19 protein-coding genes and 1 tRNA gene are annotated in these 25169 nt (G+C 54.0%); 18 read left to right on the forward strand and 2 right to left on the reverse strand.

The window, feature by feature from the left end; genetic code table 11:
- The first annotated feature begins 25 nt into the window (after positions 1-25).
- The 6 genes from HYD27_RS27630 to HYD27_RS27655 all read left to right on the forward strand — a co-directional run bounded on the left by HYD27_RS27630 (position 26) and on the right by HYD27_RS27655 (position 6688).
- On the forward strand, positions 26-214 hold the full coding sequence (locus tag HYD27_RS27630) for a hypothetical protein (RefSeq protein WP_219220696.1): 189 nt from the start codon (positions 26-28) through the stop codon (positions 212-214).
- A gap of 168 nt (positions 215-382) precedes the next feature.
- Positions 383-712 (forward strand): ArsR/SmtB family transcription factor, encoded by a 330-nt coding sequence (locus tag HYD27_RS27635; protein ID WP_219220699.1) that lies wholly within the window; start codon positions 383-385, stop codon positions 710-712.
- Between the two features lie 69 nt (positions 713-781).
- Positions 782-1033, forward strand: coding sequence for a hypothetical protein (locus HYD27_RS27640; protein WP_219220702.1), 252 nt, complete (start codon positions 782-784; stop codon positions 1031-1033).
- A gap of 280 nt (positions 1034-1313) precedes the next feature.
- Positions 1314-4100, forward strand: coding sequence for a glycoside hydrolase family 3 C-terminal domain-containing protein (locus HYD27_RS27645; protein WP_219220705.1), 2787 nt, complete (start codon positions 1314-1316; stop codon positions 4098-4100).
- 233 nt (positions 4101-4333) lie between these two features.
- A complete protein-coding gene (locus tag HYD27_RS27650) occupies positions 4334-5230 on the forward strand; it encodes an SDR family oxidoreductase (protein ID WP_219220707.1) in 897 nt (298 codons plus the stop codon).
- 171 nt (positions 5231-5401) lie between these two features.
- A complete protein-coding gene (locus tag HYD27_RS27655; RefSeq protein ID WP_219220708.1) occupies positions 5402-6688 on the forward strand; it encodes a glycoside hydrolase family 18 protein in 1287 nt (428 codons plus the stop codon).
- A gap of 229 nt (positions 6689-6917) precedes the next feature.
- Here HYD27_RS27655 and HYD27_RS27660 read toward each other — a convergent pair whose 3' ends face one another.
- Complete coding sequence (locus tag HYD27_RS27660; RefSeq protein WP_219220711.1) at positions 6918-7301, reverse strand: hypothetical protein; 384 nt, start codon at positions 7299-7301, stop codon at positions 6918-6920.
- Between the two features lie 148 nt (positions 7302-7449).
- Between HYD27_RS27660 and HYD27_RS27665 the strand changes: the two genes are divergently transcribed.
- Positions 7450-7533, forward strand: a tRNA-Leu gene (locus HYD27_RS27665).
- 181 nt (positions 7534-7714) lie between these two features.
- Here HYD27_RS27665 and HYD27_RS27670 read toward each other — a convergent pair.
- The gene (locus HYD27_RS27670) at positions 7715-8644 is read right to left on the reverse strand and encodes a helix-turn-helix transcriptional regulator (protein ID WP_228745387.1); all 930 of its coding nucleotides are present in this window, start codon (positions 8642-8644) and stop codon (positions 7715-7717) included.
- 127 nt (positions 8645-8771) lie between these two features.
- Here HYD27_RS27670 and HYD27_RS27675 point away from each other — a divergent pair, with 127 nt between their 5' ends.
- The 11 genes from HYD27_RS27675 (at position 8772) to HYD27_RS27725 (ending at position 25144) form a co-directional block, all read left to right on the forward strand.
- Positions 8772-11912, forward strand: coding sequence for an alpha-mannosidase (locus HYD27_RS27675; protein ID WP_219220713.1), 3141 nt, complete (start codon positions 8772-8774; stop codon positions 11910-11912).
- Between the two features lie 14 nt (positions 11913-11926).
- A complete protein-coding gene (locus HYD27_RS27680; RefSeq protein ID WP_228745388.1) occupies positions 11927-13069 on the forward strand; it encodes a glycoside hydrolase family 88/105 protein in 1143 nt (380 codons plus the stop codon).
- Positions 13070-13134: 65 nt separating this feature from the next.
- The gene (locus tag HYD27_RS27685; protein WP_219220715.1) at positions 13135-13305 is read left to right on the forward strand and encodes a hypothetical protein; all 171 of its coding nucleotides are present in this window, start codon (positions 13135-13137) and stop codon (positions 13303-13305) included.
- A gap of 1333 nt (positions 13306-14638) precedes the next feature.
- Complete coding sequence (locus tag HYD27_RS27690; RefSeq protein ID WP_219220716.1) at positions 14639-16888, forward strand: helix-turn-helix domain-containing protein; 2250 nt, start codon at positions 14639-14641, stop codon at positions 16886-16888.
- A gap of 115 nt (positions 16889-17003) precedes the next feature.
- On the forward strand, positions 17004-17420 hold the full coding sequence (locus tag HYD27_RS27695) for a hypothetical protein (protein ID WP_219220718.1): 417 nt from the start codon (positions 17004-17006) through the stop codon (positions 17418-17420).
- A complete protein-coding gene (locus HYD27_RS27700; protein ID WP_219220720.1) occupies positions 17417-19024 on the forward strand; it encodes an extracellular solute-binding protein in 1608 nt (535 codons plus the stop codon). Before HYD27_RS27695 ends, HYD27_RS27700 begins: the two co-directional genes overlap by 4 nt.
- Positions 19025-19099: 75 nt before the next feature.
- A complete protein-coding gene (locus tag HYD27_RS27705) occupies positions 19100-20002 on the forward strand; it encodes an ABC transporter permease (RefSeq protein WP_219220722.1) in 903 nt (300 codons plus the stop codon).
- Positions 20003-20027: 25 nt separating this feature from the next.
- Complete coding sequence (locus HYD27_RS27710; protein WP_219220724.1) at positions 20028-20900, forward strand: carbohydrate ABC transporter permease; 873 nt, start codon at positions 20028-20030, stop codon at positions 20898-20900.
- Between the two features lie 32 nt (positions 20901-20932).
- A complete protein-coding gene (locus HYD27_RS27715; RefSeq protein ID WP_219220726.1) occupies positions 20933-21886 on the forward strand; it encodes a sugar phosphate isomerase/epimerase family protein in 954 nt (317 codons plus the stop codon).
- A 29-nt stretch (positions 21887-21915) separates the two neighbouring features.
- Positions 21916-23664: a prenyltransferase/squalene oxidase repeat-containing protein gene (locus tag HYD27_RS27720; RefSeq protein WP_219220728.1), complete on the forward strand. Its 1749-nt coding sequence runs from the start codon at positions 21916-21918 to the stop codon at positions 23662-23664.
- Positions 23665-23752: 88 nt separating this feature from the next.
- On the forward strand, positions 23753-25144 hold the full coding sequence (locus HYD27_RS27725; protein ID WP_219220731.1) for an MATE family efflux transporter: 1392 nt from the start codon (positions 23753-23755) through the stop codon (positions 25142-25144).
- Positions 25145-25169 lie beyond the last annotated feature (25 nt).

The following is a 25169-nucleotide window of genomic DNA, read 5'->3' on the forward strand; positions in this document are numbered from 1 at the left end:
ATCATAAATGGGCGGGAGTGTTGGGATGAGAGGATATAATATTTGGCGTCCGTTGATGCTGATCATGGTTGCGCTGCTTACGAGGACATTGGTGAACAGCATTTGCCTCATGTTTGGCATGTCGCCGGATTCAGCAAGCAGTGTCGCGATGATCGGGATGATTATTGCCGCGCTTGTGATGTATAACCGGATGATGAAGCAGCGCCGTAAATAGAAGCTCTGCCATCCAGGGCGCAAAATGTACAGTTCAGACTATTCTAGTGACACGACTTCCACCTGTTCAAGCGATCTGCCGGGTCTGTTAGGCAGGTTGCTTGGGCTGCTGATTTGATTTGTTGACATGTGCACGCGGATGCATATAATAGAATCAGGCGGTGAGATTATGGGACTCAGTCATGATCCGGATAAATGTAAGAAATTGATTGAAGACAATATTGATATTGAATTTTTCAGAGCAATTTTCGACCCGGTTCGAAGTGAACTGTTGATATTCCTTTCTGTTAATGGGGAAATGACGATTGGGGAAATAGCAGAGCATTTTCCTCAAAATCGTTCAGTGATTTCTCGTCACCTGGATTTTATGAAACGGTTTAGTATTGTGCAGAGAAGGAAAGAAGGCCGGGAAGTGTACTACCAAGCAAATAAAAAATTCATTGTCGATACGTTTGAAGAGACAGCGAATAATATGAAAGCACTCATGAATTTGAAATAGCAGGGTGCTTTTCATTTTATTACATATGTGCATTTGTGCGCACTAGAACACATTATGGAGATTCAGAATATGGATTCGGAATTTAAAAATCAAATGCTGGATGTTTTTCATAAAACCGGAGCTTTTGCCGGCCCGCAAATTTTTGATTGTAAACAAGCTGAAGTCTTCAAACCAATGCCAGCTTTTGAAGACATTAAGAATATTGTTTTTAGTGCTTTCAACGCCGGCATGAAAGATGTGAGTTTGTTCGTTGCCATCTTATTGCTTATTGGATCATTTGCAAGTGCTTTTTTGATTAACAGGAAAAGGAAGCCTGAGTAATAAATTGGGGATGTGGGGCCAGGAAACACTGTTTTTGAACGAATACCTTTGATTCTTGAAAGGGGATTCTTTATAGTAGGAGGTATGCACGGGTTCACGGAATCTAGAAATTCCGGAAGGGACGGGAGCCCTTTTTCAAAAGATAAGAATTTATATGTTTCACGCTAAAAAATATCTTTATCTTTCTCGCTGTAACGGATACCGTCCTATAAGGACGGCGAAGCCGTTTCTGCTTGGAACCTGCACTGGATAGGGAAATGACAATCAGGAGGAAACAAATTTGAGTACACAGAAGCTAGGAGTTCCACTCGAAGGGTTTGCAGAATTCAGCCGGACCGTAGGTGCAGAAGGCGCGGTGCTGCTGAAAAATGAAGGCCGGGTGCTTCCGCTGCGCGGCGATGGAAACGTTTCTATTTTTGGCCGGACCCAGGTGAATTATTATCGCAGCGGTACAGGCTCGGGCGGGAGCGTGCATGTCTCGTATACGACCAATCTTTTGGACGGGCTGCGCAGCAAGAAGAACCTCACAGTCAATGAAGAACTGGCGGCGGTATATGAGAAGTGGATTGAACAGAATCCCTTTGACAACGGCGGCGGGGCCTGGGCGGCAGAGCCTTGGCACCAGAAGGAAATGCCTTTGACGGATGAGCTGGTGTCGCAGGCCAGAAGCAAGTCGGACAAGGCAATCATTGTAATCGGACGTACAGCGGGAGAGGACCAGGATAACGCCGACGCTCCGGGCAGCTATCAATTAACGGCGGATGAGCAGACGATGCTGAAGCAGGTGACGGCTTATTTTGATCAAACCGTCGTCGTGCTGAATGTGTCCAATATTATGGATATGAGCTGGTTGAACGATGACAGCTATGTACACCCGATTTCTTCCGTAATCTACTCCTGGCACGGCGGCATGGAGGGGGGCAATGCCATTGCCGGTGTGCTGGCCGGCGAGGTGACGCCAAGCGGCAAATTAACCGATACAATTGCTTATTCCATTCAGGATTATCCTTCGACCTCCAATTACGGCAATGAATTCAAAAACATATACCAGGAAGATATTTATGTGGGATACCGTTATTTCGAGACGTTCTGCCCGGAAAAGGTCCAGTTTGAGTTTGGCTATGGACTCTCCTATACCACATTTGCCATTGAGTCCGAAGAAGCCAAGCTGATGGATAAGGACGGAAAGCTGTACGCTGAAATCGGTGCCACCGTAACGAATACAGGAAGCGATTTTGCCGGAAAAGAGGTTGTACAGGTCTATTACGAAGCGCCGCAAGGCAGGCTGGGGCAGCCGGCCAGAGTGCTCGCGGCCTTCGGGAAAACCAAGTTGCTTCAGCCGGGGGAGTCGGAACGCCTTACTGTAAGCTTCCCGGTTCATGCGATGGCTTCTTATGATGATGCCGGTGTGACGGGACATCCTTCCGCCTATGTACTGGAAGCGGGAACCTACCGTTTGTATGCGGGAAGCAGCATTAAGCAAGCAGCGGAAATACAGGTGGAAGGCCGCAGCGGTTATATTTTGGAGGCTCTTGAGGTCGTAGAGCAGCTGCAGGAGGCGCTGGCGCCAACCGAGAGCTTCACCCGGATGATGCCGGGAGCCCGCAAGGAAGACGGCTCGTATGAGCTGCTCTTTGCCGAAGCTCCGACGCGCAAAGTTTCCATGAAAGAACGGATTGGGCGGAATTTGCCCGAAACGCTGACGCAGACCGGCAATCAGGGACACACCCTGAGAGATGTATACGATGGAAAAGTAGACATGCCTACCTTCATCGCCCAGCTTAGCGATCAGGATCTGGCGGTAATCGTCAGAGGCGAAGGGATGAGCAGTCCGCTGGTTACACCGGGTACGGCTTCGGCTTTTGGCGGGGTCAGCGATCAGTTGTTCAGCTACGGGATTCCGGTAGCCTGTACGGCAGACGGCCCTTCCGGCATCCGGATGGACAGCGGACACAAGGCGACGCAGGTCCCGATTGGAACCCTGCTTGCGGCAACCTGGAACGCGGAGCTTGTCGAAGAGCTGTATGTGATGGAAGGCCGGGAGCTGGTCAGAAACAGCGTGGACACTTTGCTCGGACCCGGACTGAATATCCGCCGCAGTCCGCTTAACGGACGCAACTTTGAGTATTTTTCCGAGGACCCGCTGATTTCGGGGGTTTTTGCGGCTGCCTGCACACGGGGGATTATGAGAGGCGGCTCGAACGCCACCCTGAAGCATTTTGCCTGCAACAATCAGGAAAGGCACCGCAGCAAGGTGGACGCCATTGTGTCTGAACGCGCCATCCGCGAGATTTATCTCAAGGGCTTCGAGATTGCCGTCAAGGAAGGCGGCGCGAACTCGATTATGACCTCGTATAATCCGGTTAACGGGCATTGGGCGGCTTCCAATTATGACCTGAATACCACAGTTCTCCGCGGAGAATGGGGCTTCCGGGGCATCGTGATGACTGACTGGTGGGCGATTATGAACGATGTTGTTGACGGTGGGCCAGCGGACCGGAAGAACACCAACTGGATGGTCCGTGCACAAAATGACTTATACATGGTTGTAAGCAACTATGGCTCCGAAGTCAACGCTTATGATGACAACACCCTGGATGCTCTGGAAAAGGGTACGCTGACGCGCGGAGAGCTGCAGCGCTCCGCCATGAACATTTGCCGGTTCATCATGAACGCGCCGGTATTCTCCAGGCCTCATGTGAGCGAAGAAACAGCGGAGAGCTTCAAGGCGGATTCTACCCTTCCGGCTGAGCAGGCGCTATCTATAGCTGAGAATGCACAGGTGATGCCAGCCGTGGCCGGATCGACCTTTGTGAAGGTGGAGCAGGCAGGACAATACCGGATTATTGTGGAGATCATGTCCGCCGAGACGGAATTGGCGCAAAGCGCATGCAATCTGACACTGAACGGTCAGATGCTGGCAACCATTCAGACGAATGGCACGGATGGCAAGTGGGTCCGGCAGAAGCTGGTAAAGGTCGAGCTGGAGGCCGGCCTGTATGAGCTGAAGCTGGATTTCGTTAAGCCCGGGCTGCAGATCGGCTGGATTGAATTTAAAACAGTGTAAGCGCAGAAATCCATTTAAAGGCACCCCCAGCTATTGCAACAGCGGGAGGTGCCTTTATTTGTAAGGTCCGAACCGGTCCGGTCTTGTTCGTTGACGCAGAGAAGTGGAGCAGTTATTGAATTGCAGCAGCTGGGCAGCTTTGTTTAGATTGGAAACAACCCGGTTACATTAGAAGGAGCAAAGCCATTAAGCTGGAATGGCTGCCACAAGCTATTAAGAGGAGGAAACATAAGATGACTGATCAGTATAAGCTGCAGGACCCTGTGAAGCAGTACACCAAGGCTGGTCCGGAGTTTGAGCAGCAGCAGAACCCTCCGGGAATTGAACAGGAAATGAACCCGCTTCCGGATGCGGGACAGGACACGTACCGCGGAACCGGTCGTCTTGCCGGACGCAAGGCGATTGTTACCGGAGCGGACAGCGGCATTGGCCGCGCGGTCGCCATTGCTTTTGCCCGGGAGGGCGCAGATGTGGTTCTGTCCTATCTGCCCGAGGAAGAGAAGGATGCCCGGGAGGTCATCAAGCTGGTGCAGGAAGCCGGCCGCACCGCAGTGGCCGTACCCGGTGATCTGAAGGACGAGAAATATAGCGGACAGCTTGTAGCTGCCGCGGTGGAGCAGCTGGGAGGCGTTGATATTCTGGCGAATATCGCGGGCATGCAGCAGTTCGTGCCGGAGATTGCCGATCTCACGACCGAGCAGTTCGACGCTACGTTCAAAACCAATGTCTACGGATTGTTCTGGCTGTGCAAAGCGGCGCTTAAGCACATGAAGCCGGGCAGCACGATTATCAATACCGCCTCCGTTCAGGCTTATGAGCCTTCACCGATTCTGCTGGATTACGCGACGACCAAGGCCGCAATCAACACCTTCAGCAAGTCGCTCGCCCAGCAAGTGGCGAGCAAGGGCATCCGCGTCAACGTTGTAGCCCCCGGTCCCGTGTGGACCCCGCTGCAGGTATCGGGCGGACAGCCGACGGAGGTGCTTAAGGATTTCGGGGCCAAAACACCGCTTGGCCGTCCAGGCCAGCCCGCCGAGATGGCTCCGGCTTATGTGTTCCTGGCCAGCCAGGAGTCAAGCTACATCAGCGGTGAAACGCTGAATGCCAACGGCGGCATGCCAACGCCATAAGCGCGGGCGCGAAGCCGCTGCGGCCAGGCCAGGCAGGCTGCCGGTCAGCTTAAGCAGGAAGACCGGCCGGCGGACAGGCAGATCCGGTTCATTCCGCCAAAGTCCGCATACCCCTTCACTCAACCGAATAAAATATATCATTCGTTGTGTGTGGATGAAGAGGGGGTTAATATGCAAATTCATGTGGTGCAAGCGGGCCAGTCCCTGTATGGCATAGCACAGGCCTATGAGGTGCCCGCGGATGAAATCAGCGAAGCCAATCAACTGTCTGCACCCGGCAGGCTGGTGGTTGGTCAAACGCTGGTGATTCCCATAGCGGGTATGTATTACTGGGTGCAGCCGGGGGACAGCTTGTACAGCATCGCCCGCAGGTTCGGTCTTAATGTGAATATCCTCGCTGACAGTAACCGGCTGTCTGTGAGCCAGCCCTTGCAGATAGGGTTTCGCTTGTATATCCCGCCGGAGCCGAAGCGGGATGCGGAAATTAACGCCTATATAGAGCCAAGAGGGGAAGAGGTATCCCAGAGCTTAAGGGATGCCGCGGCTGAGGCAGCACCCCATCTCACCTATCTGGCTCCCTTCAGCTTCCGGGTGCAGCGGGACGGCTCCCTGGAGGCACCGCCTCTGGACGGCCTGGCCTCGATTGCCGGGCAAAACCGGGTGACACTGATGATGGTCGTGACGAACTTGGAGAATGCGCAGTTCAGCTCTGAGCTGGGGCAGATCATTTTGAATGATCCGGCTGTCCAGGACCGGTTATTGGCGAACATCATCACCACGGCGAAGCAGCTGAATTTCCGGGACATTCATTTTGATTTCGAGTTCCTCCGTCAGGAGGACCGTGAGGCATATAATGCCTTTCTCCGCAGAGCTGCGGCCGTGATTCACCAGGAAGGCTTCCTGTTATCCACGGCATTGGCGCCCAAAACAAGCAGAACCCAGATGGGTGCCTGGTACACCGCCCATGATTATAGGGTGCATGGAGAGGTTGCCGATTTTGTAATTATTATGACGTATGAGTGGGGATATAGCGGAGGGCCGCCGATGCCGGTTTCCCCGATAGGCCCTGTCCGCAGGGTGCTGGAATATGCCCTGAGCGAAATGCCGGGGTCCAAGATTATGATGGGGCAGAATTTATACGGCTATGACTGGACCCTGCCTTATGTCGCTGGCGGAGCTTACGCCCGGGCGCTCAGCCCCCAGGCGGCGATTGATCTGGCCAGAAACCGGAACGCGGCCATTCAGTATGATTACAACGATCAGGCGCCGCATTTCGACTACACCGATGATTCCGGCAATCCGCACAAGGTGTGGTTCGAGGATGCCCGCTCGGTTCAGGCGAAGTTCACTCTGCTGAAGGAGCTGGGCCTCAGGGGAATCAGCTACTGGAAGCTGGGGCTTCCCTTTCCGCAGAATTGGCTGCTGATTGAAGATAACTTCAATGTGGTCAAAAGATAAACAAGTTCACGGAAAGCAGGCTCTGCGATTCGGCCGCTGCCGGATGAACCTCCCGTTTGAATGAACGCGACGGGCTGGCAGAGCAATGGGCGGGCGCAAACAAAAAGACACCTTGCGGGGTGTCTTTTTTCGAAATCTAAGAATTTATATGCTTGGCACACTGAATGATCCTTCTATTTCTCGCTGAAACACCCCGTCCCTTATAAGGGCGGGCGTACAAGCAAGCTTGTTACCCCATTAACCCTTTCAGCCCGTTAAAAAAAGGCCGAATGGACTTAATCATACCGTAGCCCATCTTCATCACCGGCATTGCCTTCTGTATCATGCCCAGGAAGCGTAACCCGCCTCCAAGCCCCGCTGCTCCTAAACCGCCTCCCGAGCCCCCAAAGAATGATCCCAGAAGCGGCATGAAGCCGGAGACTTCCGCTTTCCGCGAACGGGCGGAAGATTTTTTGGCCGATGCCTTGCGGGTATGGGGTCTGGAGAGAATCAGCACTTCCTTTTCAACTCCGGTTATATAGCCTACATATGAACGTCCGTCATGAAGCGTAATGCAGACCGGCCGCCCCTTCAGTTCCTTTGCCCGCTTGCGTATCTTGGTTGGCTGTCCCATTTGTCATTCACCTCGTTGTACTATTTACTCTTATATTACTCAGAGAATGGCGGGGTGCTTGTGCATTCCAGAAATTTATTTAAAAAAACAACTTGCTCTCACGTAAGAATCATGATATATTATCTCTTGCGTTGCATTTCATAAATTTGCGGTCGTGGCGGAATTGGCAGACGCGCACGGTTCAGGTCCGTGTGGTAGCAATACCGTGGAGGTTCGAGTCCTCTCGACCGCATAATCATGAGGAAAGCTTCTGAATTGCCCTTCGGGCAGTCCGGAAGCTTTTTTTGTACAAATCTAAGAAATTATATTGCCTTGCACACTAAATGATCCTTCTATTTCTCGCTGAAACACTCCGTCCCTTAGAAGGACGGCGTAGCCGTTTCTGCTTGGCTCATTGATTCGCTGTGCTCCATCTAATAAGAGTGCAAGGCCGCTTTGGCCTGCTGCTTGCGGAACGCAGACGGGGACATGCCGCTGAGCTTATTGAAGATGCGGTTGAACTGCGAGAAGCTGTTGAACCCGCACTGCTCGGCGATGACGGATATCTTTTGCCGGGTATGAATCAATAGCTGCTGGGCCTTGCGGACCCGGGTCATCTGGATATATTCCGTCAGTGTGAAGCCGGTGACCGATTTGAACTGGTGCGATAAATAATAGGAACTGATATAGAATTCCTTGGAGATGGTATCAAGCGACAGCTCGCTGCCGTAGCGGCTATGAATGTAAGCGGTGATGGAATATATTTTTTGCATCATAGCGTTCCCGATTTCCTCCAGCACATAGCTGTTCATGTCCCGCTGCCGGGTTAGAGCGCAGAGAAATTGCTGGAACAGGCTGTGAATCAGCACCGGGTTCAGCGGCGAAGCGTTGTGTGACAAGGTGAAGATGGCGTTAAGCGGATCGAACACGGCTCTGCGCGGCTCTCCCGTCAACCGGTAGATCGGCACTTCCTCCCCGAAAGGGAGCAGCATAATTTTGTAAGCGGTTTCTAAACCGGGTACATTTTTGGGCATGGCAAAGTTGATGATCAGCCGCTTATGCGGCGGGCCTACGGGATACTGGGTCTTGTGCAGCCGGCAGGGACGAAGCAGAACGATGTCATACTGCTGAAGAGCATGTACATTTCCTTCGATGATATGGGTTGCTCTTGAATCCATTAATATATGAATCTCGAAAAAATCATGAAAATGCTGAAACTCCATATTGATATTGTGGGACCGCTGGTCATAATCAAAGTAATAAAAAAGCGGATCGGCCGGAGTGTTGATGCGTACGCTGTACCCTTGCTCATACAACAAGTCGCTTTCAAGCATATGCTCGCCGCCTTCTTCTGTAATGTTCATTTATTATATGTCCGAAAAAGCAAGATTTGCAAGGTATAAGGGTCATTACAGCAAAAATAAAGTAGTTTTTGAGCGGAGGGATTTGCTATAGTGGCGATGTGAAAACGGATACAAAGGGGTGGGGAGTATGTTTTTGACAGAGGAGAAGCTGATCCGGCGCCAGGCCGAAATTGGAAAGTACAGATATCTCCAGGTACTGGAGCTTACGGAGCTGGAGCTTGCGGAGGATGAGGACGGGGTTAATGGCGTCTATCCGGCAGCCGTTTCGTTTCATGGCACAATCAAGCTGCAGGAGCAGTGGCGGGGGCGTGACCGTTATGTCTGGCTGCGTGCGGTGGTGGTGCTGCCCGAGAGCAGAGCAGGCTTCAAGCTCGCCGGCAGATTTGATTTCGGCAAATCGGGGAGCTTCAATAACTCCGGGTTCGAATCGCTGCTGTATGTGAACGGGACGCCGTATCAAGGCGTGGATACGAACCACAGGGAGGTTGTTTTTGGCGCGGAGCTGGGCGGGCAGACGGTAGAACTGGTCTTCCGGCTGTGGTCCGGTCTGGAGGGCGGGGGGCCGCCCGTCGTTCAGGAGCACCGGATCAGCGAGGCCGTGATTGGCTATCTGGACGAGACGATTGAGGATTTGTTCTATATGTCACAGGCTGCGCTGGACACTTGCCGCTATCTGGGCGGCGACCAGCCGGAGAAGCAGTGGCTCCAAAAAGCGCTGAGCGGCGCGTTCCGGGAAATCGACTGGTCGGAGCCCGGCTCGGAAGAACATATCAGCTCACTGTACCGGGCGGCGGCCCGCCTGAACCAGGCTGTTGATGCCATGCCCAAAACCTTTGGCATGACGATTACCGCCGTGGGCCATACCCATATTGATGTCGCCTGGCTGTGGCGGCTGAAGCATACGCGGGAGAAGACGGCACGTTCCTTCTCTACCGTTCTGCGGCTGATGGAGGAATTTCCGGAGTATCAATTCCTGCAAACACAACCGCAATTGTACGACTACCTGAAGCAGGACTATCCCGAGCTGTTCGGGCGGATCTCAGAACGGATCAAGGAGGGCCGCTGGGAAGCGGAAGGGGCAATGTGGCTGGAGGCGGATTGCAATATCCCGTCCGGCGAGTCGCTGGTCCGCCAGATTTTGACGGGCAAGCGCTATCTCCGCGAGCAGTTCGGCATCGAGAGCAAGTATCTATGGCTGCCGGATGTGTTCGGGTACAGCTGGGCGCTGCCGCAGGTTCTGCGCAAATCGGGCATCGATACGTTCATGACGACCAAAATCAGCTGGAACCAGTTCAACCGGATGCCGCATGACACCTTCCGGTGGAGGGGGCTTGACGGTTCGGAAATTCTGACGCATTTCATCACCACCTCGGAGAAGAACGGTGATGCGTATACGTATAATGGCCGGATGACGGCCGCTCTGCTGCGCGGAATCTGGAATTCATACCAGGATAAGGAGCTCAGCGACCATCTGCTGTTCGCTTACGGCTGGGGCGACGGGGGCGGCGGACCTACACGGGAGATGCTGGAGCTTAGGAGACGGTTCGATAAGCTTCCGGGCATGCCGAAGCTGAATATGGGCAGCGCAGGGGAGTATTTTGCCGGACTGCATGAGCGGATTGAGAAATCTGAAGCGTACGTGCATACGTGGAACGGCGAATTATACTTCGAATGCCACCGGGGCACCTACACCTCTCAAGCCCGCAATAAAAAGTACAACCGGCGCCTGGAATTACTGCTGCGGGATGCGGAGTGGCTGCACACGTTGAACGGTGTGAGACGCGGCGATCTGGAAACGGCGTATCCGGCGGCTGAACTGCGCGCGATTTGGGAAATCCTGCTGCGCAACCAGTTTCATGATATTATCCCCGGTTCGTCGATAAAGGAGGTCTACGAGGACAGCGACCTTGAATATGCGGAGGGGGAGGCGCGGTCGCTGGCATTAATTAACGGCGGAGGCGCAGGGGAAGCCGGAGGCAATTCCGGCGGGCTGGAATACTCCACACTGCTGAACAGCTCGGCCTGGGACCGTCCGCGCTATGTCGAGCTGCCGGGAAAAGCTGCGGATGCAGACATCTTCCTTGACGCCGCCGGACAGCGGCTGGAACAACAGCGGACGGCAGACGGCGGCAGCCTGGTGTATGTTCCTTCCGTGTCCGCACTTGGCACAGCGGTGCTGCAATTTGTGCGGAGGCAGGCGGAGGATACCCTCGCGGAAGAGGCGGGGCAGCTTGCGGCTGTTGCCGCAGGCCGCCTGGCGACACCGCTGGTTGAAGCGGTCTGGAACGGTCAGGGCCATTTCACTTCGCTGCGCGACCGCCGGAGTGGACGCGAGCTTCTGGCACCCGGACAGCGCGGAAATGTGCTCCAGGTATTCGAGGATAAGCCGCTGGATTATGAAGCCTGGGACATCGATATATTCTACCAGGAGAAAATGACGGAAATCTCGCAGCTTACGCAGTGTGAGCTGGTCGAGAACGGTCCGCTGCGGGCGGTGCTGCGCATGTCGTGGACATTTCACCGGTCAACGATTGTGCAGCATATCATTTTCTACCGCGATACGCCCAGAATTGATTTTCGCACTGAGCTGGACTGGCATGGGCATAATCAATTGCTGAAAGTGGCCTTCCCGGTTGATATCCATGCTATGGAAGCGACCTATGATATCCAGTTCGGCAACGTCAAACGGCCGACGCATTGGAACACAAGCTGGGATTATGCCCGTTTCGAGACGGTGGGCCACCAGTGGGCCGATGTCAGCGAGACCGGTTATGGCGTAGCTCTGCTCAACGACTGTAAATACGGCTATGACATCAAGGACAGCGTGCTGCGGCTGACGCTGCTGAAAACGGCCGTTCACCCCGATCCGGAGCAGGATCAGGGCCATCATTCCTTTACGTATGCGCTTTATCCGCATACGGGTGATTTTGTGGAGGGCGGTGTGGTCCAGGAGGCGTGGGAGCTGAATAATCCCCTGCGTATTGTGCCGGGACGGCTGGAAGGCGGGCCGCTGTTCTCCATCGGGGGCGGACATGTGCTGATTGATGCCATTAAGCGCTCGGAAGACGGTACCGGGGTTGTGCTGCGCCTGCATGAATATGCCGGTTCACGGAATCTGGTGCGTGTGGAAAGTGCCTACTCCATAGTGTCCTGGCAGGAATGCAGCTTAATGGAGGAACCGCTGGGAGAGTGGCATGAGGATGAAATGGAATTCCGGATCAAGCCTTATGAGATCAGGACCTTCCGGATTAAGCTGGGGCAAATATGAAAGGAGATCGGGGCATGGCAGGAGAAGGGTCGGCGCAACAGATGGGCAACAGCCGGGTGAACAAGGCCGAAATCATCGGGAAGCTGAACCGTGTGACGGATAAGCTGCTGCAGCTTGAGCGGCCGGATAACGAAGCCGAGCTGCAGAACTTAGGGGAGGATGCGGGCCGGCGGGGCTATTTTGCCCGGGATTTCGGTATGGAGGAATGGGACTGGCCGCAGGGAGTCGGGCTGTATGGTCTGCAAAAGCTTGACCGTCATTTCGGGGACGGCCGTTATCTTGCTTATGCCAGGCCGTGGATGGCCCGCCAGCTGGAGAAGGGCCTGCCGGGCAGGAACATCAATACGACAGCCCCGCTGCTGTCGCTGATGGAACTGGAGGAGGCTGAGGAACTGAGCCTTGAATGGGCAAATTGGCTGATGCATGGCCTGCCCCGGACGCCGGAGCAAGGCTACCAGCATGTGACAACAGGCGCTGGCAAGCATGAAGTCTCACTCCATGAGAACGAAATTTGGATCGATACGCTGTTCATGGCCGTTCTGTTTACGGCAAAAATGGGAGTGAAATACGACAATTCCGCATGGCGGCAAACGTCGCTGCATCAGCTGCTGCTGCATATTAAATACCTGTATGACAAAAAGACGGGACTGTTCTTCCACGGCTGGCATTTTGGCGGCCGGCACAATTTCAGTGAAGCCTTCTGGTGCCGCGGCAACGGCTGGTTTACGCTCGGCCTGCCGGAATATCTGGAGCTGATGCATCCCTATCTGGACAGCGGGGTCTTCACATATCTTCAACAAATCCTGCACGCACAGGCGGAAGCCTTGCTCGCCTGCCAGAGCGCGGACGGACTGTGGCATACGCTGCTGGATGATCCGGACAGTTATACAGAAACATCCGGGTCGGCTGCCATTGCAGGCGGTATTCTGCATGGTGTGCGCAGTGGGCTGCTGCCGGAGGCATGGGCTGAATCGGCACTGAGAGCGATTCAGGCTGTGCTGGACAGAATTAACGATGAAGGTACAGTGCTTGGCGTATCGGGCGGCACACCGATCGGTGCAGCCAAGGAAGATTATAAGGGCATCCTTATAGCCCCCATGGCATACGGTCAGGCGATGGCTCTGGCCGCGCTCAGCGAAGCTCTGTATCATTGCTGAGGCTTGCCGGGGTAGGGGGGGATCGGTCCGAAAGTGTTTGACGGGGTCACTCAGGCCATGAAAATTTGGCGGGAGGAAATCTTCGCACCTGTGCCGCCGGCGATCCGGTCAAGGATGTGGAGGAGGCGGTGGAGACCGCCAATGCGCCGCATTTTGCCAACGGGGCTAGTATTTTTTACGATGACGGCGGAAAAGTGCGCTGCTTCCGGGAGCATATCGGGTCCGGCCTGCTGTGAGACAATGTCGGGGAGCCGGCACCGGGGCGGCTACAATCGCGCTGCTGCAGGATGTGCGGCACGGGCGGCTGTAAATGCGGGGTTGCACGGCTGCGGCTGTGTGAATCCGGCATTTTTCAAAAGAGAATTTATCCTGAATTTCGAAAGTGAATTGAACCCATCCAGATAGGACAAGGGATAAACTCTCTTTTTCCATCACCCATTTGGTACAAGCTATTTTTAGCAAGAAATCCCTTCGTGTAGAGCTTTTTAGATGATTTGTGGATACTTACTTTCGAAATTCGGGTTTATATGTTTCACGCTAAAAATTAGCCTTATCTTTCTCGCAGAAACGGATACCGTTCTTATAAGGACGGCGTATCCGTTTCTGCTTGTTGTTTAGGATATTATAAATTTCTTTTGCTGTGGGTAAGGCGTGTATAAAATCGGGGTGAGTTAAAATTCGTGGCAGCCGTGCTGAACCTGCGGATTCTATGTTTTGCAGGAGGAAGCGCGGAATAGAGCGGGTCCAACCGAGGCTACTACCGGGGCAGGGACGTGAAGTGGAATGGAGTAAAGTGGAATTCGTAAGAATTAGTACACTTATACGGACGGAAAGGTCTTAAAGGTATCGTGGGAAAAAGCTGGCTCCATCTGAATTCCACCTGTAATCTTATTCCAATCAGGAAACCGGGCTTTAACAGCGGGATCGGAAGGACCCTCTGAATCCGCAGCGGACTTCATTCACCTCGTCAACCGCTGATTTTGCTTTTGAGCCAAAAAGGTAATTGAATGTATTGGAATGGAACCGGCGGACCTGAAAAGCTGATGGAACGCAAGGAGATTCATAGGAAACGCAAGCGAAGTGGAAAAAGTAACACTAATGGGCTGGAATTCTGGCTTTAACGGGCTTTAGTGGGATTTTGTACACTTCATAGAGGCCTGCTCACCCCATATGGCTGATTTCAGCCGAATTAGTTGTACTTTTTCCCACTAGGGATGACCCGGAATCCGAATGCGCTGGATTAGTTGTACTTTTTCCCGCTAGTGATGATCCAGAATCCGAATGCGTTGGATTAGTTGTATTTTTTTTCCACTAGGGATGATCCAGGATCCAAATTGTGAGGGAAAGGTGATGATCACAATTTTATAATGGCAAGTCATAGAAGATGCTTTTTACGGGAATCCATTATTTTCCCCGTTAGCCGGTTCTGGGCCGCCTGTGCTATAATGGCAGCAATTCGGACGGAGGCTCCGTCTATGAAAGCGCAGCCGAGCTTTGGGGAACGGCGCGTGCATTGAGCAGCCGAACCACGGTCAGGTATCCAAACGGTTGTATGGAGGGGGTAGTCTATTGTTCCGCACCTGGTATCGCCGATTGCTGCTGTCCTACTTTCCTATTTTTTTGCTTACCGTGACGATCCTGATTTTTGCCTCTTTTGTGTTTATCAATGATATTTCACGAATGGAAACCAAGAAGGCGGACCGCATCTCTGCCAGTTATCTCGTGGATAATGTGGACCGGACGATTAAGGAAGTCGAACTGTCGGTGCTGGAGGCCGCCGAACGCAGTGATGCCTACAAGCGATATTTCAACAATCAGGGACGGGCGGATATGGGAGCCGTCTATGCTGTTGCCCAAAGCCTGCGCAGCCTGACCCGGGAATCTCCCTATATTCAGTCTATTTACCTCTACGACAAAATAAATGAAAGCGTTTTAACTGAAACCGGATTAAAGAATGTTTCTGGATTTGTAGACGAAGACTGGATTGGCCGCATTGCTTCCGGCACACTGCCGGGAGGCTGGCAGCCCGCCCGTCAGTACAAGGATGAATTCATTCAGCGCACGTCTGTGCGTGTGCTTACGATAAATAAAGACATGCCCCTGCCCTTTGGCTCGGAGGGTGTGCTTGTCATCAATATTAAAATGAGCGGGATTGAGCAGCTGGTTGACAGCATGGTCAATGAGCAGCTCTCCTTCCTGACCATTCTCGGCAGCGACGGGGAGACTGTGTATCAGGCGAATTCGGACAGTGAGGGCGCCAAGAACGGCAAGCAGCTGAACACCCTTTACCTGGAAAGACTTGGCTGGACGTTCTCCAGCGGGATCAAGGCCGGAAACCTGTTCGGCTGGGTGTCGGTAGTTTCCTATCTCTGGGTGGCTATTGCCATCGGCACGGTTGCGTGCGGGATTGTTTACCTGGTCTATGTTACCCGGCGCAACTACAAGCCGATTCAGGTGATTATGAACCGGATTGAAGGCCATCAGATCCGGATGATGGACCAATCCGCCAACAGACCGGACGAAATGATGCTTATTGACGGAGTGCTGGAGGATCTGATCAACCATATGACGGATTATGACAAGAAAAGCAGGGAGAATCTGCTGCTGCAGCGCAGCAAGCTGTTCACCGATCTGCTGCACAGCGAACGGCCGGACAATGCGGTCCAGCGGCTGGAGGAGCTGTCGCCGCTCACCGGAGCCCATTCCTCCTCCCGCTTTACGGTGGTGCTCAGCGAGATTAACCGTTATGAGAAGGTGTTTGAGGAACGGTATACAAGGGGCGACCAGAACACGCTCAAATTCGCCCTGATGAATGTCTTCCAGGAATTGGCGCGGGGTGCGGAATTGCAGGGCTGGGCGGAGTGGATAGGCACTGACCGGGCAGCGGTTCTCTTCCTGGCAAACGGAAGCGATGAGGAGATGACCGCCAAAATCCGCAGCTTCGCCGAGGACTGCCGCTCCTGGGTAGAGCAGAATTTGCGCATCTCCCTCAGCTTCGGCATCGGCCCGGCGGCGGCCGGCCCGGGCACCATTCGGGAGTCCTATGCGGCGGCGGAGTATGTAATGCAGCACAAGCTCTTGATGCATGAAGATATCGCCTTGGCGGAATGCGGCGAAGCGCGCCAGCCGTTGCTTGAAACGTACACCTATCTGCAGATGATTGCCGAGTTTGTCAAGCAATTCCGGATGTCCAGCGGCCAATGGCGGGAGCGGCTGGAGCAGATTTTTGCCGCGTTCGAACAGGATTTTCTGCAGGATGATGATATCCGCTCTCTGATCCAGGCCATGCTGCAAATGCTGAGCCGGGAAGTGGCCGTAATGTCGGAGCAGCTGCAGGAGGAGCTGTCGGCGGAGAATGCTTCGGTACGGCTGAAGGAGCTGGAAGAGGCGGAATCGATTGATGAAGTGAAGGGCCTTCTATTTGAGTATTTGACGGATTTATTCCGCACCTACATCTCCGTCAGCGAGACCAAAAGCTACCGGGCTATGGTGAACGAGATGAAAAACTACATTGAAGAAAACTTTGCCAATCCCGATCTTTCCCTGAAGCACTTAAGCGACCGGTTTCAGGTATCCGGCAAGTATGCCAGCTACTTGTTCAAAACAGAATTCAAAATGAAATTTGTTGACTTCGTTACCGAGCTGCGGATGAAGGAAGCGGAACGGCTGCTGCTGGAGACGGAAGCTTCGCTGCAGGATATCGCGCTCCAGGTGGGCTACGCCAATGCCATTACGTTCGGAAGGGTATTCAAGCGGGTTGCCGGAATCACGCCGGGGGATTACCGCTCTTCGAAGCGCCGCGGAGCCTCCAGAGCCTGAAGCGCAGGTTTTGTTCAAGGTGCACCGGCGAAGCAGGCTTTGCCTGACGGTCCGGAAGGCGGGATGTTGAACTTATTTTTGGTTAACCGGAAGGCAAAAGTGGCGGAGGGGAAGTATGGAACTGCTGGAGCGGCAGCGGCCGGCAGTTCAAGCATTCACCTCCGCCGCTGCCAAAGCCGGTTTAGTAAGTCCTAATATAGTTAAGGCCGCATTCCTGCGCGCAAACCTCCGTCAGGAGTATGCAAATATGGATGCGGCCTCTTTTTTCACATTTTTTGAAAGCGGTTTATTCTACGAAAATGGTTGGCCCGATAAACAGAAAGTCCGATTTCCCGGCAGGAGCGGCATCCGAAACTGGTTTATTGTCAGACTCCCGAAATTCATGAAATACTGTGGTCATCCCGGTGCAGCATGCAGCCAAGAAACAGGAGGCAACGCAAACATAATCGGGACGATGCTTAGGTACAGGAGATGTTGGGGGATCATAAAGTCACCATTAAAGCCCGTAAAGGCAAAGGAGATGAACAAATGACAGTGAACGTACACCAAGGAGTTCTGAAGAAGGCAACCGGGATAGGATTGGCCGCAGTAATGGGCGTAGCCCTGCTGGCGGGCTGCTCCTCCGATTCCAGCACCAATACCGCAAATGGAGGTTCAGCATCACCGGGGGGAGAGCGCGTCACGTTGAAGGTGGAGGTGTTCGACCGCGGCAGCAGCCCGGCGCCTCATACCATTACCAACAACTATCTGACCCGGCTGGTACAGGAAAGATTCGGTGATCCGAACAACATTGATGTCGAATTTGTACCGGTTCAGCGCTCAGAGGAAGTTACGAAGCTGAACGTACTGATGGCAAGCAACACCGATGTGCCTGATATTGTATTTACGTATGATTCCAGCGTGTTTTACCGCTATGCCCAGCAAGGCGGCCTGACCGATGTCGGGGAGCTGCTTGATCAATACGGCACAAATCTGAAGAAATTTATTGGCGAGGATACGCTGGCATTCGGCCAGCTTGAAGGCCAGCAGTATGCGGTCCCGGGCAAACGGGCGATTACGGGCCGTTACAGCTCTTATATCCGCCAGGATTGGCTGGATAAGCTGGGCTTGCCGGTGCCGACGACGACGGATGAGCTGTACACTACCTTGAAAGCGTTTAAAGAGAAGGACCCGGGCGGTCTCGGCAGCAAAAACATCCCGATGGGCATGGCGCTGGCTCCGGCCCAGTTCGAGACGCTGATCTATGCCTTCATGAAGCCGGTCAGCGGCGATCTGACCTACAGCCAGCGGTACGAGCTGCCGCTGCACGAGGGCTTTAAGGACGCGATGCAATTTCTCAACAAGCTCTACAACGAAGGGCTGATCAGCAAGGATTTCAGTCTGGATGAGGATAAAACCCAGCTCGCCAAGGATATTCAGAACGGCAATGTAGGCTACTGGTCCGAGGATGTGGATGTCCTGTTCTACGCCGATGGCACCCTTGATAATCTCTACAAAAATGTGGAGGGAAGCAAGGTGGTTCCGGTGGACGTTCTGACCAACGCCAATGTAGACAACAAGCACATCAAATCCCGCTATGCTTCGAACGGCATGTATATCATGATTCCGAAGAGCAGTAAACGCGCAGTGGAAGCGGTTAAGTATCTGGACTGGATGGCTTCAGGCAACAATCTGATTGATATGTACAGCGGCGTTGAAGGAGAAAACTATGATCTGGTGGACGGTATACCGGTGGTTAAAGCAGATGTCTCCCAGGAGTTTGCCGACCGTCTGTTTAATGCGGGCGACATGGCGATTATCTCCAACGGCAAGAATATCGGCGATCAGGCCACCAATGAAAAAGCTTGGGTGAGCGGCTTCCCGGAACGCAACCAGGAGATGCTGAAGCAATCGATTGCGATTGCCAACACCGACACGGTCGGCCCGATTGTCTTCGGCAAGCCGATTGAAGCGGAATCGCAATACGGCACCACACTCAATGACAAGCTGGCCGTAATTATTGTAAAGACGGCGATGGTCAAGCCGGAGCAATTCGAATCCGTTTACGAGCAGGAAATGAAGGACTACATGTCCTTGGGCGGAGCCAAGCTGCAGGAAGAGCTGGAGCAGGGGCTTAAGGAGCTTCAGGCTCAATAAACGAATATAAAGCGAGAACCGGGGGGGAGGTGAATTGCCGCTCCACCCGGTTTTTCTCCATAGGAGGAGACCGACTTGAGCAAAGCGTCCTACTTTAGACGGTATTGGCAACTGTACGCGCTGTTATCGCTGCCTATTATCTATTTTGTAATCTTCCGCTACGGTCCGATGTATGGCGTGCAGATCGCTTTTAAGGATTTCAATCTGTTCCGGGGGATCGGCGGCAGTGAGTGGATCGGCTTCGACGCCTTCCGCGAAGTATTTGGAATGAGAGAGTTTTACACTACCCTGCGCAATACCTTTATGCTGAATTTTCTCGATTTGCTCGTCTCTTTCCCGGCCCCGATCCTCCTGGCAATTATGCTGTATGAAATCCGGACGGTATGGTTCAAAAAGATATCGCAGACCATCCTCTACATTCCCCATTTTATTTCCTGGGTGATCATCGGGGGAATCGTATATCAATTGTTCGGCAACCAGTCCGGTATGGTGAACGAAGTGCTGCAGGGTCTGGGCCTTTCGCCCATTCCGTTTCTGACGGAAAAGAATCCGTGGCTGATCACTTATCTGTTCACGGGGGTCTGGCAAAGTGCCGGCTGGGGAACCATCCTGTATCTGGCGGCGCTGACCGGCGTCAACCGCGAGCTGTTTGAAGCGGCTGAAGTGGATGGGGCAACCAGGCTCAAGAAAATCCGCTATATTACGCTTCCGAGCATCAAGCCAACCATCGTGACGCTGCTGATCCTTAATCTCGGAAAAATGGTCAGCATCGGCTTCGACCGTCCTTATATTATCGGTAATACGGCTGTGCGTGAATATTCCGATGTGCTCAGCACCTTCGTATACCGGATCGGTCTGGAATCGGGACAATACACGCTGGCTACCGTAGTCGGATTGTTCCAGGCAGTGGTGGGGCTGGTATTTATTCTCGGCTCCAATTATATTTCGAAAAAAGTGACCGGAGACGGCATTCTATGATAAAGAAGGAAGGAGGCGGAGTGCTATGAGTGAACGTACCTCAAACCGGATATTTGATACCGTCAATATTGCGTGTGTGACCCTGTTCGTTTTGTTCTGTCTGGCTCCGTTTTTGCACGTGATTGCCGTGTCGCTCAGCTCGAACCGGGCCATCACTTCCGGAGAAGTGACGATCTTCCCTATTGAAGTCAACTGGAATGCATACGTTAAAGTGTTTTCCGACAACGCAATGATCCGCTCGCTGATCTTCACGATTATCCTGACGGTGGCCACCACGGTGCTGTGCATGCTTTTCACGATCGCGGCAGCCTATCCGCTGACCAAGAGTAAACTGAAGGGCCGCAAGTTTTTTATGTATGTAATCATCATTACCATGTTTTTCAGCGGGGGGATTATTCCCGAATACTTGCTGATCCGCGATCTGCACATGCTTAATTCGGTCTGGGCGCTTATCCTGCCCGGTCTGGTCAGCCCGTTCAATCTGATTATTCTGATTTCCTTCTTCAACAACATTCCGCCCAGCCTGGAGGAATCGGCCGAAATCGATGGCAGCTCCCATTTCCGCACTCTGATGAGCATTGTGCTGCCGCTGTCCATGCCGGTTATGGCTACGCTGTCGCTCTTCTATGCGGTGGGCCGCTGGAATGGCTTCCAGGATTCGCTGATGTATATCAACAATCCGGATCTGTATCCGCTGCAGCTGAAGCTGTTCCAGATGGTGCAGAACAATATGGTCTCCGAACTGACGCAGCTGGAAGGCGCCAACCGGACGCCGCTGACACCGGAGAGTCTTAAGGCCGCTACGGTCATCTTCGCTACGGTGCCGATCCTTGCCGTCTATCCGTGGCTGCAGAAATATTTTGTCAGCGGCGTCATGCTTGGAGCCGTCAAAGGCTGAGCGGCAACACGTACAGAAAGGAGAACAGGGAAATGGAGGACAAAGGCGAATTTTCATTCTCAACTTGCTGGAATATTAAGCGCCAGCCTGCCGGGGATGCGATGCTGCGGGAAATCCGCGGGCTCGGGTTCCGGCGGGTGGAGCTGAACTATAATGTGACGGAAGCGATGCTGGCCGCGATTGAGCCAATGATTGAGCGGGGGGAGATCGGTATATCCAGTGTCCATAACACCTTTCCCCATGTGCCGGACCCCGATTATGGCACAGACTCCGTGCTGCTGGGCTTTGAGGATAAGGAGAAACGGCAGCGGGCGGTAGATCTGCTGATACGCTCGGCCGAATACGCCCGGCGCTACGGCGGTGAAGCCGTTGTGGTGCATCCCGGCGAAGTGCCTTTTCCGAATGATATCAGCAAGGAGCTGGAGCAGATTTACAGCGGGCAAGGCAGAGATTCAGAAGCTTACCGCAGCAAATGGGCGGAGCTGCTGGAACGGCGTGAAGCTTACAGCGCCGGTTATGTGCAGACAATCATCGAGAGCCTGGATGAAGTATGCAACCGGGCGGCATCCCAGGGGCTGCATGTCCGTTTTGGCATCGAGACGCGCTCCAGGCCGCAGCAGCTTCCGACGCTCGCGGAAGCCAAAACGATTATAGGGGCGCTGAAGGGGGCGCCTGTGGGCATTTGGTATGATACCGGCCATGCAATAATGATGGACCGGCTGGGGTTGTACGACAGCGTGGGGGAAATGGAAGGGCTGATGGAGGATATTGTAGGCGTCCACATCCATGAGGCGATTGGCCTCTCTGACCATTGGTGTCCCTATGTGAACAGCGGGAATACGGATTTCTATGATGCTTACTTGCCGATGATTGAACGGGCGCAGGTTAAGGTGTATGAGCTGAAGGCGGCCTGTCAGCCGGGGGAAATCCATGCAAGCCACCGCCTGCTTGCGGCTAAGCTTGCAGGCAGAGGGCAGGCCACATGAAGCAGAATGACGATTTGGAGGGGAGCACAATGTACAAGCAACTGGTGGCCAGAAATGACATAGCGGCAGAGACAGGCTTATCCCGGCAGGTGCTTGATCCGGATAGCCGATACTACGGGGGTACAATTGATCCGGGAACAGGCGTTGCCTGGGTTAATCATACGACAGGCACGCCGACTGACATGTGTTATTGGGGCGCGGCTCTGGCGAACCCGGATTCCAGGTACTACCGGGACGGGCAGCTGCTGGACCGGCTGCTGCTGGCGACGGAATTCGTGCTGCGCGCCCAGCATGAGGACGGCTCCATCTCCCCGGGCTGGACGAATTATCATTCTCCGCCGGATACAGCCTTTGTTGTCGTAGGCTATGCCCAGCTGTACCGGCTGCTGGAGCAGCAGGCATGGCTGCCGCTGCAGCCGGTGCTGGACAACATGCGGCTGTTCCTCAAGCGAACCCTTCCCGTCATGCTTACGGGAGGCTGCCACACCCCGAATCACCGCTGGGTGCTGTGCGCTGCGCTTGGATTTCTGTATGAGCTGTTTGGGGGGGATGCGGCAGTGCAGCGGGCCGACCAGTGGCTGGCGGAAGGCATGGATATTACCCCGGACGGGGAATGGACGGAGCGCAGCAACGGGATTTACAGCGCAGTCAGCGACATCATGCTGATTCATGCCGCCCGGCTGCTCGGCCGGCCGCAGCTGCTGGAGCCGGTCCGGCGGAATTTGCACATGATGGTCTATCTGGTCCATCCTACGGGCGAGGTCGTAACCGATTATTCCGGGCGGCAGGATTTGGGAAATGTGCACGATCTGTCTCCCTATTATTTGCCTTACGCTATTCTGGCCCGTTCCGACAAGGACGCGCTGTTCGCGGGCATGGCGGAACGGGCGGGGCGCGCGCTTGCCGATCCGGGTGTCAGCTCGGTCAACGTGCTGGTGCGGATGCTGCTCGAGCCGGAGCTTCAGCAGCCGCCGGAGACAGTGGCGGCCCTGCCCGTGAACTATGAGAAGATACTGAACGGGGATTTTTTGCGGCATGCCTATTTGCAGAGCATGGAGTCGGCCGGCCATCAGGGGCGGATCCTCCACAGCCGGCTGCATACCGATTTCGGGGCGCCGGTCGCCCGCCTCAGGGATGGAGACACCAGCGTGACGCTGATCACGGAGACGCCGTCGTTTTTTGCGCTGCGCCATGGTGCCGTGCGGCTGCTGGCCGTGCAGCTGGCATCTTATTTTTATCCGGGATTTGTGCCGATGCAGGAAATGACCAGGCTGCCCGGGGGATACCGACTGGCGGGAGAGCAGAAGAAGGGGTATTACGGACCGGTCGAAGGCGCGCTTCTTCCGCCGACGGCCGGTGCTGCGGTCAGTCCCTGGTACCTGCTCCCGCACCAGAGCCGTCCGCTTACACATGAGCAGACGTTTCGTGTGGAGGCGGAAGTACAGCGCGCGGACAGCGGCTGGACCATCCGGCTGCATGGAGATGAGCCCGGCGAAGTCATGGCACAGCTGTCCTTTATTTTTGGCCGCGAAGGAAGCTTCACCTCGGGGGAACTGAAGGCTATAGAAGAGGATTGCTGCCTCTGGAGCGGCGGCAATCTCCGCTACACCTGCGGCGATGACTGGATAGAACTGACGGGGGGCGGGCAGGAGCATCTGGCGCCTGCAGTACGTGAGGCGAAGCTGCAGAATAACTGCAAGGCGGTGCTGGTCAATCTGATGACCCCATTTGACAAGACGTTCACGTTGAGCCTATCACCTTCTCTGCTAAGAGGCTGATAGAGGAAGCGACTGGAAGATTCCTTGACTTCTGCACCTTATATGTTAGAATTACGAGGCCTAAATTCTAATATAAAGAAGTGAAGTTATGCTAGAGCCCAAGGTAAAGGTGAAGCAGAGGCGTCTGTTTCTCGATAAATATTTTTCCGGGGATTCCATTGATTACCGTCAGATTATAGCCCTGTTCATCCCAATTCTGGTAGACCAGGCCTTTGTGGTCGGGCTGAATGTTGTGAATACTGCGATGATCAGTTCGTCCGGAGTGGCGGCGATCAGTGCGGTCAATATGATAGATTCACTTAATATTTTTCTGATCAGCGTGTTCATAGCGGTATCAACCGGGGGGACGGTTGTCGTAGCCCAGTACAAGGGAAGCGGCAATGACCTGATGGTGTCGAAGGCGACTGCTGGCGCGGTGTCGTCTGTCTCTTTAATGGCTCTTGCCATCGGGCTGTTCGGAATCATCTTTCATGGGCCGCTGCTGCATTTGCTGTTCGGCGCGGCTTCTCCGGAGGTCATGGCGAACGCACGCACATATCTGATCGGCAGCAGCCTGTCCTATCTCGGAATTGCTGTGATGGAGGCGGTATGCGGCGCGCTGCGCGGCATCGGGAGAACCCGGGTATCGCTGGTGCTCTCGCTCATTATGAACTTTTCATACGTGCTGCTGAACTTTTTATTCATCAACGGGCTGCATATGGGCGTGTTCGGGATGACCATTGCGATCAACACTTCCCGGTATCTGGCAGCGGTCTGCTCGCTGATTTACCTGTTCCGGCTCGACAGCACTCTGCATGTGAAGATCCGGGATTTGCTGGTCCTGAACTGGACGATGCTCCGAAGAATTATGTTCATCGGCCTGCCGTTTGCGGCGGAGCAGATGTTCTTCAATGGCGGCAAGATTCTGACGCAGATCTTCATTGTCAGCCTCGGCACCTATGCGATAGCCACGAATGCGATATCTTCCTCGCTCGCCGGGGTTATGCAGATCCCCGCCAATGCGTTGTCGCTGACCCTGATTACGGTCGTCGGCCAATGTATGGGAAGCCGGAACACCAAGGATGCGCGCAAATTTGTCAAATCGTTTCTGTGGCTGGCCTCAGCCTCCTTTGCCCTGATGGCGCTGCTGATCTTTCCGATATTTAATCCGCTGGTGTCGCTGTTTCATCCGCCTGAGGAGATTGTGCGGGATATTTTCATTGTCTTTCTGATCAACTCGATTGCCCAGATTCCGCTATGGTCGATCAGCTTCATTACTCCTTCCGCGCTCCGTGCGGCCGGTGATTCCAAGTTCACCTCCATGGTGTCTATGCTGTCCATGTGGCTGTTCCGCGTCGTGCTGGGCTACATCCTGGGCATCGTGCTGAATATGGGCATTATCGGGGTATGGCTGGCGATGAACTGTGAGTGGGGTGTGCGGGGCTTCATCTTCATCCGGCGCTTTCTCGGGGAGAAGTGGTACCAGCATAAGGTCATTTGAAGCAAAGGCTGCGGAGAGTCCCGGC

It is taken from the genome of Paenibacillus sp. S150 (assembly GCF_019352175.1).
Taxonomy (GTDB): Bacteria; Bacillota; Bacilli; order Paenibacillales; family Paenibacillaceae; genus Paenibacillus_AQ.

Coding starts and splice junctions, on each gene's coding strand:
- HYD27_RS27630 (WP_219220696.1), top strand. CDS start 26: ATGAGAGGATATAATATTTGGCGTCCGTTGATGCTGATCATGGTTGCG.
- HYD27_RS27635 (WP_219220699.1), top strand. CDS start 383: ATGGGACTCAGTCATGATCCGGATAAATGTAAGAAATTGATTGAAGAC.
- HYD27_RS27640 (WP_219220702.1), top strand. CDS start 782: ATGGATTCGGAATTTAAAAATCAAATGCTGGATGTTTTTCATAAAACC.
- HYD27_RS27650 (WP_219220707.1), top strand. CDS start 4,334: ATGACTGATCAGTATAAGCTGCAGGACCCTGTGAAGCAGTACACCAAG.
- HYD27_RS27655 (WP_219220708.1), top strand. CDS start 5,402: ATGCAAATTCATGTGGTGCAAGCGGGCCAGTCCCTGTATGGCATAGCA.
- HYD27_RS27660 (WP_219220711.1), bottom strand. CDS start 7,301: ATGGGACAGCCAACCAAGATACGCAAGCGGGCAAAGGAACTGAAGGGG.
- HYD27_RS27670 (WP_228745387.1), bottom strand. CDS start 8,644: ATGAACATTACAGAAGAAGGCGGCGAGCATATGCTTGAAAGCGACTTG.
- HYD27_RS27675 (WP_219220713.1), top strand. CDS start 8,772: ATGTTTTTGACAGAGGAGAAGCTGATCCGGCGCCAGGCCGAAATTGGA.
- HYD27_RS27680 (WP_228745388.1), top strand. CDS start 11,927: ATGGCAGGAGAAGGGTCGGCGCAACAGATGGGCAACAGCCGGGTGAAC.
- HYD27_RS27695 (WP_219220718.1), top strand. CDS start 17,004: ATGGAACTGCTGGAGCGGCAGCGGCCGGCAGTTCAAGCATTCACCTCC.
- HYD27_RS27700 (WP_219220720.1), top strand. CDS start 17,417: ATGACAGTGAACGTACACCAAGGAGTTCTGAAGAAGGCAACCGGGATA.
- HYD27_RS27710 (WP_219220724.1), top strand. CDS start 20,028: ATGAGTGAACGTACCTCAAACCGGATATTTGATACCGTCAATATTGCG.
- HYD27_RS27715 (WP_219220726.1), top strand. CDS start 20,933: ATGGAGGACAAAGGCGAATTTTCATTCTCAACTTGCTGGAATATTAAG.
- HYD27_RS27720 (WP_219220728.1), top strand. CDS start 21,916: ATGTACAAGCAACTGGTGGCCAGAAATGACATAGCGGCAGAGACAGGC.
- HYD27_RS27725 (WP_219220731.1), top strand. CDS start 23,753: ATGCTAGAGCCCAAGGTAAAGGTGAAGCAGAGGCGTCTGTTTCTCGAT.